Annotated in this window: 20 protein-coding genes; 17 read left to right on the top strand and 3 right to left on the bottom strand. The window is 58.6% G+C overall.

Going from position 1 to position 16439, the window contains the following annotated elements; all coding sequences use genetic code 11:
• The first annotated feature begins 43 nt into the window (after positions 1–43).
• Complete coding sequence (locus B7E11_RS07210) at positions 44–412, top strand: hypothetical protein (RefSeq protein WP_080832944.1); 369 nt, start codon at positions 44–46, stop codon at positions 410–412.
• Between the two features lie 298 nt (positions 413–710).
• Positions 711–1928, top strand: a complete 1218-nt coding sequence (locus tag B7E11_RS07205; RefSeq protein WP_080832943.1) for an IS4 family transposase — start codon at positions 711–713, stop codon at positions 1926–1928.
• Positions 1929–2342: 414 nt separating this feature from the next.
• Here the strand turns inward: B7E11_RS07205 and B7E11_RS07195 are convergent, their stop codons facing one another.
• The gene (locus B7E11_RS07195) at positions 2343–3611 is read right to left on the bottom strand and encodes a BaiN/RdsA family NAD(P)/FAD-dependent oxidoreductase (protein WP_080833783.1); all 1269 of its coding nucleotides are present in this window, start codon (positions 3609–3611) and stop codon (positions 2343–2345) included.
• Positions 3612–3777: 166 nt separating this feature from the next.
• Here B7E11_RS07195 and B7E11_RS29960 point away from each other — a divergent pair, with 166 nt between their 5' ends.
• The 5 genes from B7E11_RS29960 to acpS all read left to right on the top strand — a co-directional run bounded on the left by B7E11_RS29960 (position 3778) and on the right by acpS (position 6035).
• The gene (locus B7E11_RS29960; protein ID WP_205430034.1) at positions 3778–3903 is read left to right on the top strand and encodes a spore protein; all 126 of its coding nucleotides are present in this window, start codon (positions 3778–3780) and stop codon (positions 3901–3903) included.
• A gap of 24 nt (positions 3904–3927) precedes the next feature.
• Positions 3928–4140 carry a hypothetical protein gene (locus B7E11_RS07190; protein WP_080832939.1) on the top strand — a complete coding sequence of 71 codons (213 nt, stop codon included), beginning with the start codon at positions 3928–3930 and terminating at the stop codon, positions 4138–4140.
• A 103-nt stretch (positions 4141–4243) separates the two neighbouring features.
• Positions 4244–4678, top strand: a complete 435-nt coding sequence (locus B7E11_RS07185; protein ID WP_080832937.1) for a BrxA/BrxB family bacilliredoxin — start codon at positions 4244–4246, stop codon at positions 4676–4678.
• A gap of 145 nt (positions 4679–4823) precedes the next feature.
• A complete protein-coding gene (nadE, locus tag B7E11_RS07180; RefSeq protein WP_080832935.1) occupies positions 4824–5633 on the top strand; it encodes an ammonia-dependent NAD(+) synthetase in 810 nt (269 codons plus the stop codon).
• A 6-nt stretch (positions 5634–5639) separates the two neighbouring features.
• Positions 5640–6035: a holo-ACP synthase gene (acpS, locus tag B7E11_RS07175; RefSeq protein WP_080832933.1), complete on the top strand. Its 396-nt coding sequence runs from the start codon at positions 5640–5642 to the stop codon at positions 6033–6035.
• 67 nt (positions 6036–6102) lie between these two features.
• Here acpS and B7E11_RS07170 read toward each other — a convergent pair whose 3' ends face one another.
• Positions 6103–6474, bottom strand: coding sequence for a c-type cytochrome (locus tag B7E11_RS07170; protein WP_080832931.1), 372 nt, complete (start codon positions 6472–6474; stop codon positions 6103–6105).
• 89 nt (positions 6475–6563) lie between these two features.
• On the opposite strand from B7E11_RS07170, the gene B7E11_RS07165 reads away from it, so the two are divergent.
• Positions 6564–7448 (top strand): helix-turn-helix transcriptional regulator, encoded by an 885-nt coding sequence (locus tag B7E11_RS07165; RefSeq protein ID WP_080832930.1) that lies wholly within the window; start codon positions 6564–6566, stop codon positions 7446–7448.
• 4 nt (positions 7449–7452) lie between these two features.
• Positions 7453–8649, top strand: a complete 1197-nt coding sequence (mutY, locus tag B7E11_RS07160) for an A/G-specific adenine glycosylase (protein ID WP_080832929.1) — start codon at positions 7453–7455, stop codon at positions 8647–8649.
• A gap of 436 nt (positions 8650–9085) precedes the next feature.
• On the opposite strand, the gene B7E11_RS07155 is transcribed toward mutY, so the two are convergent.
• The gene (locus B7E11_RS07155; RefSeq protein ID WP_080832928.1) at positions 9086–9700 is read right to left on the bottom strand and encodes a superoxide dismutase; all 615 of its coding nucleotides are present in this window, start codon (positions 9698–9700) and stop codon (positions 9086–9088) included.
• A gap of 440 nt (positions 9701–10140) precedes the next feature.
• Between B7E11_RS07155 and B7E11_RS07150 the strand changes: the two genes are divergently transcribed.
• The 8 genes from B7E11_RS07150 to folE all read left to right on the top strand — a co-directional run bounded on the left by B7E11_RS07150 (position 10141) and on the right by folE (position 16040).
• Positions 10141–10560 carry a GNAT family N-acetyltransferase gene (locus B7E11_RS07150; RefSeq protein WP_080832927.1) on the top strand — a complete coding sequence of 140 codons (420 nt, stop codon included), beginning with the start codon at positions 10141–10143 and terminating at the stop codon, positions 10558–10560.
• A gap of 140 nt (positions 10561–10700) precedes the next feature.
• Positions 10701–11291, top strand: coding sequence for a DUF402 domain-containing protein (locus B7E11_RS07145; protein ID WP_080832926.1), 591 nt, complete (start codon positions 10701–10703; stop codon positions 11289–11291).
• Positions 11288–11881 carry a signal peptidase I gene (lepB, locus tag B7E11_RS07140; protein ID WP_080832925.1) on the top strand — a complete coding sequence of 198 codons (594 nt, stop codon included), beginning with the start codon at positions 11288–11290 and terminating at the stop codon, positions 11879–11881. Before B7E11_RS07145 ends, lepB begins: the two co-directional genes overlap by 4 nt.
• Positions 11882–12005: 124 nt before the next feature.
• Positions 12006–13238, top strand: a complete 1233-nt coding sequence (gene queG, locus B7E11_RS07135) for a tRNA epoxyqueuosine(34) reductase QueG (RefSeq protein WP_080832924.1) — start codon at positions 12006–12008, stop codon at positions 13236–13238.
• A gap of 42 nt (positions 13239–13280) precedes the next feature.
• A complete protein-coding gene (locus B7E11_RS07130) occupies positions 13281–13850 on the top strand; it encodes a methylated-DNA--[protein]-cysteine S-methyltransferase (RefSeq protein ID WP_080832923.1) in 570 nt (189 codons plus the stop codon).
• Between the two features lie 149 nt (positions 13851–13999).
• Positions 14000–15028, top strand: a complete 1029-nt coding sequence (locus B7E11_RS07125) for an HD-GYP domain-containing protein (protein ID WP_080832922.1) — start codon at positions 14000–14002, stop codon at positions 15026–15028.
• A 111-nt stretch (positions 15029–15139) separates the two neighbouring features.
• Positions 15140–15367 carry a YneF family protein gene (locus tag B7E11_RS07120; RefSeq protein WP_080832921.1) on the top strand — a complete coding sequence of 76 codons (228 nt, stop codon included), beginning with the start codon at positions 15140–15142 and terminating at the stop codon, positions 15365–15367.
• A 79-nt stretch (positions 15368–15446) separates the two neighbouring features.
• The gene (folE, locus tag B7E11_RS07115) at positions 15447–16040 is read left to right on the top strand and encodes a GTP cyclohydrolase I FolE (RefSeq protein ID WP_080832920.1); all 594 of its coding nucleotides are present in this window, start codon (positions 15447–15449) and stop codon (positions 16038–16040) included.
• Positions 16041–16439: the final 399 nt, after the last annotated feature.

Below are 16439 nucleotides of genomic sequence, written 5' to 3'. Positions count from 1 at the left end.
CATTAAGCGGGAAATCGATACCGAATCAAGGAGTAGATGCGCGATGTCCGCCGCTCTGATGTTTCAGTTTCCGAACGAATCCGCGGCCAAGCTTGCCTTCGATACGCTGCAGGAGCTCGGCTACGATCCGCAAGCGCACGAACAGGGAAGGCTGCACATTCATGTCGTCCGGGAAGATTTGGCTTCCGCTCTGGAAATCGTCCAAAGCCACGGGGGCGAATTGTTGGAAGAATCGTCCGGAGAGGCGGCCATGTGCGCCGACGACGCTTACGAGATGGACGCGATTCCGATTCCGGCGCACACCGTCAACGAGGATTGGGCGTCTCTCGAGACGTACACGGCCGGAGACGTTGAGGAAGAGCCCCGGTTCGACCCCGATCCGGAAAGCTACGATCATTTCGAGGCGAGATAAGCGGGAGTGCCAGTACGAGGAAAAAGAAAAGGCCGATGAGGCTCGGCCCGCGAAATCGCGGATCGAGCGCCTTCTCCGGCCTTTTTCATGCTTATAAGGTTACAATCGCCGAAAACTTCGCCTACGTTGGATTTTATCCAATCGGCAAAGCGAAATAAAAGATACTCGCGGCCTAGACTGGATTTTGTCCACTACGTATGCAAAAAACCTGACATGAAGCTAGCCAAAATAAAAAAAGTCTCCTATTGTAGAGGAAGCAGACAAAATTGCCCATTTCCCTACAAAGGAGAACTAACCCATGGGCAATATACACCAAAAAACGGTTATGCGCAAGTGTTTAAAAGAACTTAAGCTCCATATGGGAAAACTTCCTTTGGCGGATCGCTATTCAAAAAAATTGACGATCACCGCGGCCATCCTGTTATGTATCGAGGGGGAAATTCAACAGCGAAGGACCTTGGAAGATATTCAGCTCCATTTGGCTACCGATCCCTATCTTCAAGAACTGACTGGCGTGTCTTCCGTTCATGCCTCGACGCTGAATCGAAAGCTGGCGAAACTGCCCTTGGAATACTTGCAGTGCATCTTCAATCGGTTAGCCTCCCGACTGCAACAACTGATGCCAGGCGCCAAGGGAGTTGGTCATTTGGGTAAACTGGCCCCTATCGATTCAAGCAGTTTCCTTCTTCCGTTTGTGTTTGGCGATTGGGCCTTTTATCAGGATCGAACCAAGGGGGTGAAGATGCACACTCGGCTGCTATGCTTGGACGAAGAAAATCCCTTTCCGGACCGGATCGTCTTGTCCACGGTTGGGGTCTCTGATCAGATGGCGGTTGATGAGCTCGTGACACGCAAGGATCTGACCTACATTTTGGACCGGGGCTACGTGAATTACACGCGCTTTTGTGCATGGGCGAAAGACGGCATTACCTTTGTGGCCCGACTTAAAACGACCAACACGTTCACGGTATTGCAGGAGCACCCTGTGAAGGCCGACACGCCGATCCTGCGGGATGCAACCGTCACGATCTACGGCAAGAAGACGAAAACCCATAGGCAGTTTCGCATGTTGGAGTTCCAGGATGAGAAGGGTCGGCCCTACAGGCGGCTGAGCAACAGCTTCGATCTTAGGGCCGCGGGAGTAGGGGAAGTCAATCGCTGCAGATGGCAATATGAGCTGTCTTTTAAGAGGATCAAGCAACACCTGACGACGATCACCTTTCACAACCATGATCCGAATGCCGTATGGGCTCAGTTGTATCTGGGCGTCATTAGCTATCTGTTGTGCCAGCTCGTGCATCGGCAAACGCCGAACAAGTTGACCCTGTTTAACTTTGTTCGTTATTTGCGTCATTACAGCCAATACCCGTGGAAGCGGTTCGTCGCCATCTTGAATAAACCTACGGAACGAACCAGTCGGGGAAGGCAAAAGCGAAAACAAGCCAAGACCGTCCCTCGGATTCAACCTGGCAGAGGCAAAAATGAACGTGAGGTTGTGAAGATTCTAGTCCCGTAACGAAACCATTTGGATCCAAACCTTTTTTTGGCAATTTTTTTCTGCGATTCCTCCCCTGTTGCTCGTTTTTCCTCTCCCCATCCAAACGACATGTAAAATATTAGGTCAAAGGAAATAATAATGACAAACCAACTCGGTACTGGATTTCGCGTTAGGTTTATTGCATGTATAGTGGATTTTATCCAACGAGGAGGGTCGGATCGGGGAGAATTGGGTCAAAAGGCGTCGCTCGATTGGATGAAATCCAACGAAGACGGCAAAGTTCGCGAAATTCCCGCTGTTCGTTGGACAAAATCCAATGAAGCTTCGGCGGCTCGATGCGAAGTTCCGCCGGGCTTGAGGAGAAGAAAATCGGCGGCTCGAAGCGAATGCCGGCGATAGCTGCGGGTTCGGACGGAAGCGGAAGGGCTGCGTTCAGGCTTGCCCCGACCTGCAAGCCTCCGCGGCGGCCGTGCCGGCCGCGCGACCGGAAGCGAACGCCGCCGTTATATTGTAGCCGCCGGTATAGCCATGGACGTCCAGCACCTCTCCGCAGAAAAATAGTCCCGGCGTCCGCTTGGACTCCATCGTGGACGGATTGATTTCCTTGACGTGGACGCCGCCGCCGGTGATGAACGCTTCCTCGATCGAAAGCGTGCCCGACGCCCGGACCGGAAAGCTCTTGCACAATAACGCGAGCCCCAGCCAGGCCGCTTTGGGAACGTTCGCGACGCCGCCGTCCGGGTCCAGGCCGGAGAGCCGCAGCAGAAGCGGGACCATCCGCTCCGGGAGCTTTGCTTTCACGATCGTTTTGACGGCCTTGCGCGGCTCGGCTTTCGCGGCGGCGCCCCAGCCGGCAGCCAACTGTTCCGCATGCTCCCCGGGGAAAAGGTCGATGGCGATCGTGACCGGCCCTTTGCCCGCCCGCGCGGTTTTGACGACGAATTGGCTGCAGCGCAGCGCAGCCGGTCCCGAAAGCCCGAAATGCGTAAAAATCATATCGCCCTCGTGCGAGACGACGCTTTTGCCCCGGCCGTCCAATACGGTCAAGTTGACGTCGCGCAGCGAAAGTCCCTGCAGCTCCCGCTGCTCGATCCATTTTTCGCTCGACTTGATCGGCACCTCGGTCGGATACAGCTCCGTGATCGTATGCCCCGCCTCCTCCGCCCACGGATAGCCGTCCCCGGTGGAGCCGGTATGCGGGACGGATTTCCCGCCGGTCGCGACGACGACGCATCGCGAAAAGAGGCGCTCCCCGGATTCGAGCCGCACGCCGGCCGCGCGGCCTTCCGCGTACAGCACCTTGTCCACCTTTTGGAACACGCGAACTTCGACGCCGGCGCCGCGCACGCGCCCGACGAGCGTATCGACGACCGTTTTCGCCCGATCCGTAACCGGAAACATGCGGCCGTTGTCCTCTTCCTTCAAGGCGATGCCGAGATCTTCGAAAAAAGCGGCGATTTCCCGGCTTCCGAATCGGGACAGCGCGCTGGTCAAAAACCGGCCGTTCCCGGGCAAAAAGCGAATGAGCTCCTGCGTATCCTTGTTGTTCGTCACGTTGCAGCGCCCGCCGCCCGAAATAGCGAGCTTGCGCCCGAGCTTGTCCCCCTTGTCGAGGAGCAGGACGGCCGCTCCTCCTTCCGCCGCCGCGATGGCGGCCATCAAGCCCGAGGGCCCCCCGCCGACGACAATGACATCCCACATCTTTTTCACGCATCCCGGCTTCCGAATTTTAAAGTTCCGATTCCGTTATTGTAGCACAAATCGGTTCCGCGATTCCTGCCGGAGGGAGGCTGGCGCGAACCGCGAATAAAAGCGGCCGCGGCTGCAGAACCTAAGGCCGAACCATCCAGACAAGGAGGATGCACCCATGTCCAATCCGCAGTTTCCTTCCCCTGAAGTTCGCAAGCCCGATTCGAAGAGCCGGCGGAATCGCTCGCCCGCAGACAAAGGTTACGATAAAAAGCTGGACGGGCCGAATCGTCCTTCGACCTGAACGGCGAACAGCGGAGGTTACGCCATGACCGACAACCGCGAAACAACGAAGCGCCGGAACGATGTTGCTTTCGAGCCTTTTGATCCGGAAGACCGATGGGTGCATCGGGCGGAAGACGGCGGCAAGCGCGGCCCGAAAAGCCGGAGCGGGTTCGCCAGGGGAAGCATGGCTTCCTTCGGCGCGGTTTCGTATCTCGATCCGAATTTTCCCGTTCCGGAAGTGCTGGACGAACCCTGACGATGCGTCGGGGTTTTGTTTTTGACGGTTCTCGCGGCAGCGCGGTATAATAAAACGAGCGGATCATTCGCTAATTACCGATACGGAAAGCGAGGCTGGAAAGATGTCGATGTCTTTCGAAAGATATATGCTGGACATGATTCAACCGATGCGCGACGACCTGACGCGGATCGGCATTACGGAGCTCAGGACGCCCGAGGAAGTGGAGGAGGCGTTCGCGGAGGAGAAGGGAACGATGCTCGTCGTCGTCAACTCCGTTTGCGGCTGCGCCGCAGGCCAGGCCCGTCCCGGCGTGGCCGAGGCGCTCAAGCACGACGCGCTGCCCGACCGCCTGTACACGGTGTTCGCCGGACAGGACAAGGAAGCGACGGCCAAGGCGCGCGAATATTTCGCGCCGTATCCGCCGTCTTCCCCTTCGATCGCGCTGCTGAAAGACGGCGAGCTCGTTCATTTCATCGAACGCCACCAAATCGAAAACCGCAGCGCAGGCGAAATCGCCGGCGATTTGACGGCTGCGTTTGACCGTTTCTGCCGCTGAATCGGTTAGCCCGCAGGTTCGGTCACCGGACTTGCGGGCTTTTTGCACAGCGAAGTCGCGGACATGACGGTTTGATCGGGCCGTTGCCCGTTTAAGATAACGATAGGAAAGAAGTTTTCATAGTAGAAACGGAGAGTGGTCAGCGGTGAGTCTTCAGCAGGAAATTATCGCCAAGCTTGGCGTCAAGCCGACGATCGACGCCGACGAGGAAATCAGGCGCCGGGTCGATTTTTTGAAAGACTACGTCAAAAAGTCGGGAACGACCGGCCTGTTGATCGCGATCAGCGGAGGCGTGGACAGCGCCGTGACGACCGGACTATGCAAAATGGCGACCGACGAGCTTTCCGCGGAAACGGGGAAGGAATACATAACGCTCGGCGTATTTCAGCCGTACAACGAGCAGGAAGACATCCACCACAGCTACGCCGTGGCCGAGGCGTTCAAGCTGACGCACAAAGTTGAGACGAATATCGCCGAAGCGGTGGACGAAATCGCGCTGGAAACCGAGTACGCGTTCAAATCGCTCGGCATTCACCGGCACATCAGCCGCGGCGGCAAAGGCAATGTCAAGGCTCGCACGAGAATGGTCGTTCAGTACGCGCTTGCGTTCGACCTGAATCTGCTCGTCGTCGGGACCGATCACGCATCGGAGGCGCTGACCGGCTTTTACACGAAATGGGGCGACGGCGCGGTCGACGTGACGCCGCTGAGCTCGCTTAACAAGCGGCAGGTGCGCCAGCTTGCGCGCCGTCTCGGCGTTCCGGCGGAAGTGGTGGACAAGGCCCCGACGGCAGGATTGTGGGAAGGGCAAACGGACGAGGGCGAGCTCGGCGTTTCCTACGAGGCGAACAGCGATTACCTCGAAGGCAAGGAAATCGAAGCGAAGGCCAGGGAAATTCTGGAGCGCCATTACCTGCGGACCGAGCACAAGCGCCAGCCGATTCCCGGCATTTAAACGGCCATGATCGCCGGGATCGGACTGGACTTGGTCGAGCTGCAGCGGATGGAAGGCATTCTCGCCGGGCAAGCGGGGGAGAGGTTTGTCGCGCGCGTGCTTACGGACGCGGAGCAGGAGCGTTACCGCGCGCTGCCGCAGAGGCGGGCCGTCGAATTCGCGGCCGGACGCTTCGCCGTCAAGGAAGCCGTCGTCAAGGCGCTGGGATGCGGGATCGGAGCGGCCGTCGGCTTTCGCGACATCGAGGTGCTGCCCGATGCCGGCGGCAAGCCCGTGTGCAGCGTATCGGCGCGAGCCTGGGAGCGGCTGGGCCTTGCGGCGGGGGAGCGGATCGTTCACGTGGCGATCACGCACGAACGCAGCACCGCGGCCGCGACGGCCATCGTGGAAGTCCGGCGATAAAAAAAGGCCCGGAAGCCTTGCGGGGCGACCGGGTTTTTGCTGCTGAAACCCGCGGGTCGAGCGGCCGTCAACGATTCGCGAGCCAGGCGGCGAGGGCGTCGATTTCTTCATCGGTCAGACGACCCCCGAACGCCGGCATGAGGTCCCCGCCCTGGACGATCTGCTCGCGAATTTGCTCGCGGGTCAATCTGTCGCCGACATTCCGCAAATCGGAGGGGTCTCCCATTTTTCCGGCCAGATCGGCTCCGTGGCAGGAAACGCAATTGTCGCGGTACAGGATTAGAGTCTCTTCCGGTCCCTCGACCGGGGAGCCGGACGGGGCGGCGGTCGATCCGCCTTTTCCGCATGCGGCGAGGATAACGGCCAAGCCGACGGCCGAAGCGACGGCGGCAATTTTTTTGAAGGCGCGCGGCTGCGACAGGCAGGGATGATTTACCAAGAGACGTATCTCCTTCAATTTTTATTTTTGCATATATAATAGAAAGTCGAATCCATAGCAGAATCTATCAGACACCATGAGGAGCACAAATGACCCGTCCTTATTTTAGCATATTAATGAAGCATCTCGAACAAATGAACGTGGATGTGACGGCTGCATCCGAGACGACGCTCGCGGCCGGGGATACGCGCGGCGACGGACTGGACGCGTACGATTGCAACCGGTTTATTTACGTCGTTCGCGGAGTAGGGAGACTGCTGCTGGAAAACGAAGAAATCGCATTGAAACCGGGCTGCAGCAGCATCGTTTTTGCGGGAACCCGGCACGATATCCGGGCCGGAGGCCAAGCGGATTTCGCGTTCAAGTGGTGCCATTTCCGGGACGGCTACGGCGACTGGAATATGTACCGCTTGCTGCGGCTCCCGTACGCGGTGAAAATCGAAACGGAAGAAGCGGAGCAACTGCTGGATAAAATGAAGCGTCTGTCGCTTGAATCCGGACCGACCTCCAAACTTCGAATCAAAGCCGCCATCCTGGAGCTGATCAGCTCCTATCTCGAGCATTTGCCCGAAAACGCCGGCAAGGAGACCGAGGCGCCGAACCAGGAAATGGAGAAAATCGGCATCGTCCTCCGCTACATCGACGAGCACATCGGCGAGAACTTGACCGTCGAGGAGTTGGCTCGGCAAGTGTTTTTGCATCCGAACTATTTTATCGTGTTTTTCAAAAGCATGATGGGATGCTCCCCGATTCAGTACGTGAACCAGCGCCGAATGGAAATCGCCCGGAGCCTGCTGCTCAAGCCGGAATGCAACGTTTCCGACGTGGCCAACCGAATCGGCATGAAAATATATTACTTTTCCCGGATGTTCAAGTCGCATACGGGGCTGGCGCCCAGCCGTTACCGCAAATTGGCCGGCATTTTTCCGGGCATGGAAGAGAGGGAGCGGCCGGAGAAGGAGGACGGCTTTTAAGACGATGAACGAAACCGAACTCAAGGCTTATTTTTCCCGCGGGCTCCTGGAATGGTACCGATCCCAGAAAAGGGACTTGCCCTGGCGAAGAAGCCGCGACCCGTACCGGATCTGGATCTCGGAAATCATGCTTCAGCAAACGAGGGTCGATACGGTCATCCCGTATTACAACCGTTTCGTCGAGCGCTTCCCGACCGTGCGCGAATTGGCCGAAGCGCCGGAGGAGGACGTTCTCAAGCTGTGGGAAGGGCTCGGCTATTATTCGCGGGCCCGCAATCTGCAGGCCGCCGCGAAGCAGGTGACCGAGCTTTACGGCGGCTCTATTCCCGACGACAAAGAGGCGGTGTCCGGATTGAAGGGCGTCGGGCCCTATACGCTCGGAGCGATCATGAGCATCGCCTTCAACCGGCCGGTGCCCGCGGTGGACGGCAACGTCATGCGGGTGCTGTCGCGATTTTTTTGCATCGACGACGATATCGCCCGGCCGGCGACGCGCGGCAAAATGGAAGTGCTCGCCGAGGAGCTGATCCCCGAGGGGGAGGCCGGCGAGTTCAACCAGGCGCTGATGGAGCTCGGCGCCCTCGTCTGCACGCCGCGTTCGCCGCATTGCCTGACCTGCCCGGTCATGGAATGCTGCGCGGGCAGGCTGGCAGGACGGGAAACGGAGCTGCCGGTCAAAAGCAAGGCGAAGCCGCCGAAGCCGCAGCACCGGCTCGCCGTGCTGGCGGTGCGGCCGGACGACGGCCGGGTGCTCGTCCGGCAGCGGCCGGAGCAGGGGCTGCTGGCGAAGCTGTGGGAGCTGCCGCACGTCGAGGCGGCGGACGTCGAGTCGTGGCGGTCGGACGAAGCCGGCCCCGACTGGCTTGCGGGCGCGCTGGCCGCCGAAGGCTTGCGCGTGCTGCCGCGCCGCTATGCCGGCGAGGCGGAGCACGTGTTTTCGCACCTGCATTGGTATTTGCGGGTGTGGGAGGCGGACGGCGCCGGCTTCGCCGAGGCGGCCGAAGGGGCCAAGCCCGCCTCGGCGGCGCGCGAGACGTTATCGCCGTATGAAGTCGGCGATGCCGCAAAGACCGAAGGCCGGGAAGCGCTGCCCGATTCGTACCGGTGGATCGATCGGGAACAGTTCGAGGCGCTCGCCTGGCCCAACGTTTTCCGCAAAATTCTCGACGATCATTTTGCCCGGGCGGCCGGGGAGCGCTAGCTCGCGACGGCAGGCGCGGGCTGAGGCGGCGAGCTGGGCTGCGACGGCCCGGTGCCCGGCGCGCATCGCCGTCCCGATAGGACGCTCTGGGACACGGGCAGGCGGCGTTTGGGCTTATGGAACCCTGGGCGGGCAGCCTTAGGTTGGATTTTATCCAACCGACGGAGCGAGAAACGGGAAAACCCCGGTCTACAGTGGATTTTATCCAACGAGGACCGGGCTTTTCGGCCGAAATCTCCAAAAAGGCCTCGCCTGACTGGACAAAATCCAACCAAGATGACGGTTATCGCAAAAAAGCCGGAGTTGAGTGGACAAAATCCAACGAAGCATAAGCCGTCAAAGCCAAGCACATGTGAACCCGCGCGACGGCTTGCCGAACGCAAGAAACGCCGGAACGAATATTCGTTCCGGCGTTTCTTGCTGGATCAAGGTTCGATTACTTCTTCGCGGCGTCGTAGAGGGAGCCGACTTTTTCCCAGTTGACGACGTTCCAGAAAGCGGCGATGTAGTCGGGGCGCTTGTTTTGGTATTTCAGGTAGTAAGCGTGCTCCCATACGTCCAGGCCGAGCAGCGGCGTGTCGCCTTCCATGATCGGGCTGTCCTGGTTCGGCAGGCTGTACACTTTCAGCTTGCCGTCTTTGCCCAGCGCGAGCCAAGCCCAGCCGGAGCCGAAGCGGGTCGTGGCGGCAGCCGTGAACGTTTCTTTGAATTTATCGAAGCCGCCCAGCTCGCTGTCGATCGCGGCAGCCAGGGCGCCGGTCGGAGCGCCGCCTGCGTTCGGAGCGATCGTTTGCCAGAACAGCGAGTGGTTGGCATGGCCGCCGCCGTTGTTGCGAACGGCGGTGCGGATGCTTTCCGGTACGGCGTTCAGGTCGGCGATCAGTTCTTCTACGCTCTTGCCGGCGAGTTCCGGAGCGGACTCCAGCGCTTTGTTCAGGTTCGTAACATACGTGTTGTGATGGCGGCCGTGGTGGATCTCCATCGTCGTAGCGTCGATATGCGGTTCGAGAGCTTCTTTCGAATACGGAAGCGCGGGCAATTCATGTGCCATGTTTCAGAGAACCTCCTCAAAGTTCGGAATATGTAACCCGTTTCTATTATCCCTGATTTCCGATATTAAATCAACGAGAATGTTTAGAAAGTCGGTTACGCGAAAGCTCACGATTTTACTATACCCATCGGGGATAGGTTCGAAACTTGACGTCCGGCTGTCGGGAAAAAGAAATGAAGGCCGTTACAATCGAAGTCCGTGCGGAAACGTCGAAATTCGTCCGAAAACGGCTTAAGCGGGAGGTTTCTTGAGAAAACACCAAGAAAGCGCTTTATATTAAGCGTTTTCAAGTGATTTCTAATGATTTTCGAAAAAATTTTTTATGCTTTCTTAACAAAAGGGGGAGAAATTTTCGAAAATTTGTCGTAAAATTAGATTTACGTTAACTTGCTGTAAAGAAGTGGCCAAGCCAATCTTATCTCGAACCGGGGAGCGTTATGATGAAAATTCGCACGTTTCAACTGTCGGATTACCGGTCTGTTTCCGATTTGCTGGAGGTTTCATTGTCGGAAGAGTGTTGCAAGGAGACGTTGAAGGCTCTGGCCCGTCAATTGTCTTGGGATAGCGAATTGGTTCTCGTCGCGGAGGAAGAAGAGGAAATTTTGGGCGTCATGATCGGAACGATCGACAAGCAAAACGGCTACGTATACCGAATTGCGGTTCATCCGGATCACCGCCGCCGCGGAGTCGGCCGGTCGCTGGTGACGGCGCTGAACGCCAGGTTCCGTCAACGCAACGTCCTTAAAGTTTTGGTCGCGGTGGACAAGCATAACGAGCATCTGCAGCCTTTTTACGAAAGATTGGGAGACGCCCCGGACATGGTCAAGCTGAACAGGCCTTTGTCGATCGTTGCCGGATAACGTTAATAAGACGCGCAATTCCCCATTAAAAGGAAAGCATATCTTACGTGCCGGGAGGCGCCGAGGAAATTCGGTTGCTTTTGGACATAAGATATGCTTTTCTTATAATACATTGAATTGGTGCCGGGCAGGTGTCGCGAATGGAGAGCAGCGGAAAGTCGTCCTTATCCCCTTATGAACGCTGTATCATCAAAAGCTTTAAAAACAACGGCTCGCTGCACCGGGTCTGGCTGGAAAATTGGCAGGTGCCGGACCGTTTGCTTCATCCCCGCCATGCGGAGCAGTCCATGTGGATCTTCGTCAACGACCATACGACGATCAGGGAAGCGGACGGCAAGGAATGGATCAGCCGCGTGCCCGCGGTGTCTTTTTTTATTCCGGGCCATTGGTTCAATATCGTGGCCTTGCTCGAAGACAAGGGAGTCCGTTATTACTGCAATATCGCCTCCCCTCCTTACCGGTACGACGACGTGTTGACCTACATCGATTACGATTTGGATGTCGTGCTGTTTCCGGACGGCGCCATGCAGGAGCTCGACCGCGACGAATACGATCGGCACAAGGAAGAATACCGGTACAGTCCGTTCGTGCGCGACAGGGTCGAGGAAGGGCTGATGAAGCTTCAAGCGCGGATCGCGGCGCAAAGCGAACCGTTCGACGAAGCGGAGGTACGGCGCTATTATGCCGAATGGAAAGGCCAATCGATCGGCAAAGGAGACGTTAGCCTATGAGCGAAAGGCCCTCTTTTGACGCTGTTACTCCCGGCAGAACCCGCGCTTCCCGGCCCGAGCGGCCCGCTTGGGCCAAGGAGCTGCGGGATTGGGCGAAGGCGCTTTTGGTCGCCTTGGTCGTCGTTGTTTTACTGAGGGCTTACGTATTTCAGCTGTCGACGGTAAAAAGCATTTCGATGGAACCGACCTTGCATGAGAAGCAGTGGCTGTTCGTGAACAAACTTTCTTATCGATTCGGCAGTCCGGATCGGGGAGACGTCGTGATCCTGAAAGACCCGAGCGACGGTCCGGACCGGAAAAGCCTGCTCGTGAAGCGGGTAATCGGAATTCCGGGCGACAAGCTCGAAATCCGGGGCGGCCATCTGTACGTCAACGGCGAACTGCGGATCGAGCCGTATACCGATTCGCCGATCGAGGACGGCGACTTCGGGCCGGTGACGGTGAGCGAGGGGCACTATTTCGTAATGGGCGACAATCGCCATCTCGGTTCCAGCAAGGACAGCCGGACGTTCGACGAAGTTCCGGAAAGCTTCATCAAGGGCAGGGCGGAAGCGATTTTGTGGCCGATCACCCGGTGGTCGGGGCTATAATGATAGCAGCGAAGCCTGCGGCGCGGCCGATAGCGTTTTGAAGCAAAACGCGCCGCATGCGGCGGACGTTTGGAGAGAACCCGAGCCATATGCGGCGGACGGAAAAGGAGGGAGGCATGGCGAAATGACGACGGCAAATCGTTCTCCCGCGCGGAGCGCGGAGTTTTGGCGGAAGTTGAAGGAGGAGATGGTGAAAGCCGCTCCGGAGCTTGGCATCGACAAAATCGGCGTCGCGTCGGCGGATCCGTTCGCGGAATTGAAGGAACGGCTGCTCCGCCACCGCGAGCTCGGGCGGGAGTCCGGCTTCGAGGAGCCGGATTTGGACAAACGGACGAATCCGGCGCTGCTGTTCGACGAGCCGAAGTCGATCATCGCGATTGCCGTCGCCTACCCGTCCAAGCTGCATAACCCGCCGGTGTCCGAACCCGGGCGCAGACGGGGGATTTTGTCCCGTTCGGCATGGGGCGAGGATTATCACCATGTGCTGAACCGCAGGCTGGAGCGGCTTGCCGCCTGGCTGGGGGAGCGGGTGCCCGAAGCCCGGGGCGCATCGATGGTCGACACCGGCGCCCTGTCGGACCGGGCGGTGGCGGAAAGGGCCGGCATCGGCTGGAGCGGCAAAAACACGATGATTCTGACCCGCGAATGGGGCTCGTGGGTCTATTTGGGCGAAATGATCACCAACTTGCCCTTGCCGCCGGATACGCCGGCCGAGGAAGGCTGCGGCGACTGCACGCTTTGCATCGACGCTTGTCCGACCGGCGCGCTCGTCGGCCCGGGGGAGCTGGACGCGCAGAAGTGCGTTTCGTTTCAGACGCAAACGAAGGGAATCGTATCCGACGAGATGATGCTGAAAATCGGCAACCGCTTGTACGGTTGCGATACGTGCCAGATCGTTTGCCCGGCGAACCGGGGCAAGGACGCCCGGCACCATGCGGAGCTGCTGCCCGACGCGGAGACGGCGAAGCCGCTGCTGCGGCCGCTGCTCGCAATGGGCAATCGGGAGTTCAAGGAAAAGTTCGGAGCGAGCGCGGCCGCCTGGCGCGGCCGCAAGCCGATTCAGCGCAACGCGCTCATCGGGCTCGGCAACTTTCGCGATGCGTCGTCCGTGCCGGACATCGTCCGCGTGCTGCGCGAAGACCCGCGTTACGAGCTGCGGGCTACGGCGGCCTGGGCGCTTGGCCGCATCGGCGGCGGCGACGCGGAAGCGGCGCTGCGGGAAGCGGCCGTTTCGGATGCGGACGATCGCGTGAAGGAAGCCGCCGAGCGGGCGCTTGCGCGGCTGCGGGAAGGGGATTTCGGCGGCGAAGCGAAGCGTCGCCGCCCGGCAAAGCCGAAAACACCGGTTCGACAATAGCGGCGGCTGCCCTGGCGGCCGCCGATTCAGGAGGACGAGCGGATGCGGAACAGAGGTTTCATCAACCAACGCGAGCCTAAGGCGGAAATCAAATGGACGGAGCTGGAATCGCCGGCCGGTACGCTGCTTTTGTGCCGGACGGATGACGGAATATGCCGGCTCGATTTCGGCGGCTGGAGCGAGCGCGAGCCGTTCCTTGCGGCCTGGGCGAGGCAGTGGTGGCGGGATTTCGCTTTCGTGCGCGCGGCGGACGATTCGATGCTGAAAGATACGATTCGCCAACTCGCCGATTATTTCCGGGGAAATACGACGGAATTCAAGGTGCCGCTCGATATGCGCGGCACCGTCTTCCAGCGCCGGGTGTGGGAAGCGCTTTGCGATGTCGGCTACGGCAGTACCGCATCCTATCGCGACATAGCGGCCGCCATCGGCCAACCCAAGGCGGTGAGGGCGGTGGGAGGCGCGAACAACCGCAATCCGGTTCCGATCATCGTGCCGTGCCATCGCATCATCGGCGCGAACGGAGCCCTGGTCGGCTACGGCGGCGGACTTGACGTCAAGGAACGGCTGCTGGCGCTGGAACGGACGAAAGCGAAAGCGGCGGTTGAATGAAGATTTTTTCGGCGGCATGAAGCTTTCCTGGCTTTCGGGCTTCATCTTTTCGGCGAACTTGCCGAAATTATGGAGTATTATTGAAATAAAAACGCCACGAGGCAACATTCGGCGGGAAGGTCAGCAAGCTCAGACAGGAGAGAGAACGGATGAGACTGGTCGATATCGAAGCGGTTGAGCCCGGGCAGACGCTCGGCAGGACGATTTTTTCGGCGAATGGGACGGTGCTTCTCTCCGCGGGCGTGCAATTAACGGTATTTATGATTAGCACGCTTAAGCGGTTGGGCGTTACGATGGTCTACATAAGCGATCCGCTGTTTCAGGACGTGACGATCGAAGAAGTGTTGTCGGAAAGCACGAAGCATGCGGTCATCCAGCAAATGTCGGAAGCGTTCGATGCGCTGCGGTCGGGCAAGACGTTCAACACGAAAGCGATCAGCACGACGGTGGGCCAATTGCTCGAGGACGTCATGCGGAACCAAAACGTGCTCGTGCAGCTTTCGGACATCCGAACCGCCGATAATGCGGCGTACATTCACGCGATGAACGTCTGCATGATGTCCACGTTGGTCGGCCTGAATATGGGGCTCAACATGATCCAGCTCAAGGAGCTTGCGATCGGGGCGATGCTGCACGACATCGGAAAGCTGGACGCCCCGGACAAGGAGCAGGAGGAAGGCCGGCTTCATCATGCTTGGCGCGGCTTCGAAATGCTGAAGATGAAGCGGGAGTACAGCCTGCTGACGGCCCACGTCGCGTTCCAGCACCACGAATGGATCGACGGCACGGGGCAGCCGCGCGGGCTCGGAGGCGAAGAGATCCACCTGTACGCGAAGATCGTGGCCGTAGCCAACGTGTACGACAATCTGCTGACGGATTTGTCCGAAGGAAGGCGGATTCTTCCGCACGAAGCGGTGGAACGGCTGAACGCGCTTTCCGGAACGCAGCTTGAACGCGAGGTGCTGGTCGAGTTTTTGCGCATCGTTTCCGTTTATCCGAACGGGATCTCGGTGCGGCTGTCCAACCGTCAGACGGGCGTCGTCGTGGGACAGCACCGGGGGCTGCCGGGCCGGCCGGTCGTGCGCGTCATCGACAAGGCGGGAGACGAAGCGGTCGGAGCGACGGAAATCGATTTGTCGCAGCACCCGACGATTTTCGTGGAAGCGGTGCTCCTGTAACGGCCGGAAAGTGATTTGATCTGGCGCTCGGAGCCGTGCTATCATAGGTAGGTTGCGTCGGACAAGCGTCTTCGCAACGGCAAAATTTTTCGTAAGTCGGAGGGGAACGAAGTGAGCGCTTGGAACATCGTAATTCCGATCGTGACGCTTATCGTCGGCGCGGTGCTCGGATTTATTTTCGGGGTATTCTACTTGAGAAATCAAATGACCCGCATGCAAAACGACCCGGAAATGCTGCAAAAGATGGCGAAGCAGATGGGCTACAATATGAATAAGCAGCAGCTGCAGAAAGCGCAGCAAATGCTGAGCAAACAAAACGGCAAACCCCGGCGCAAATAGAAGAAGGCCGGGCGCGAGTCGCAGAGAACGCGAGCCCCGTACGTTCGGGACGCAGCTGCGGCGATAAGGAGGAAGATCGGTGGCCGGGTTGAAGGATTATACGAATACCGCCGTTTCGCGCAATCGCGAGCAGATCGAACACCACGTTCGGGAAATATTGAAGCTGATCGGGGAGGATGTCGAGCGCGAAGGCCTGCTCGATACGCCGGCCCGCGTGACGCGGATGTACGAGGAAATATTCGCGGGCTACGAAGTCGATCCGCGCGACGTGCTCGGCGTGACGTTCGACGAAAAGCACGAGGAGCTCGTCATCGTCAAGGATATCGTTTACTACAGCCAGTGCGAGCACCATATGGCGCCGTTTTTCGGCAAAGCCCATATCGGCTATATTCCAAGCGGCAAAATCGCGGGCCTGAGCAAGCTGGCCCGGCTCGTGGAGGCGGTCACCCGCAGGCTGCAGGTGCAGGAGCGGATCACGTCGCAAATCGCCGACATTCTCGAGGAGTCGCTCGATCCGCACGGCGTCATGGTCGTCGTCGAAGGCGAGCATCTGTGCATGTGCTCCCGCGGCGTCAAGAAGCCGGGAAGCAAAACGGTAACGTCGGCCGTGCGCGGCCAGTTCCGCAACAGCTCGGCGCTGCGATCGGAATTTTTGTCGTTGATCAAAGAGTAGGAAAAAAAGGCCAAGCGGTCGGATGCCGCTTGGCTTTCGTAGTACGCCCAGCATGGGCGTCATCTCTAGGGTGAAAGTCCCGAACGGGGGCTGGCGAACGCCTACCGTTAGCCAAGAGCAAGGGTGTCAGCCGCGAGGCGGAATCTGAAGGAAGCTGGAGGCAAATGCACGAGCCAAGGTACACGAACTCAATTTGAGGCAGGGTTAGTCGGATGAGTCACCTACACATGACGAAATCCAAAGTCGCCAAGGGCTTTCCCTGTAAACTTGGGTGGTTGCGGGCAGAAAGATGACGTTCTTATCTGGGGAGACCTGCGGAAAATGCGAAGTTACTTCGTAACCACAGTCGGAAGGCTGTGCTGAATCCGCAGGAGTCAGCAGAGGCCATAGTACGGGAGT

Source organism: Cohnella massiliensis, assembly GCF_900169535.1.
Classification (GTDB): Bacteria; Bacillota; Bacilli; order Paenibacillales; family Paenibacillaceae; genus Cohnella; species Cohnella algarum.
This window is presented reverse-complemented; position numbering and strand designations above follow the sequence as displayed.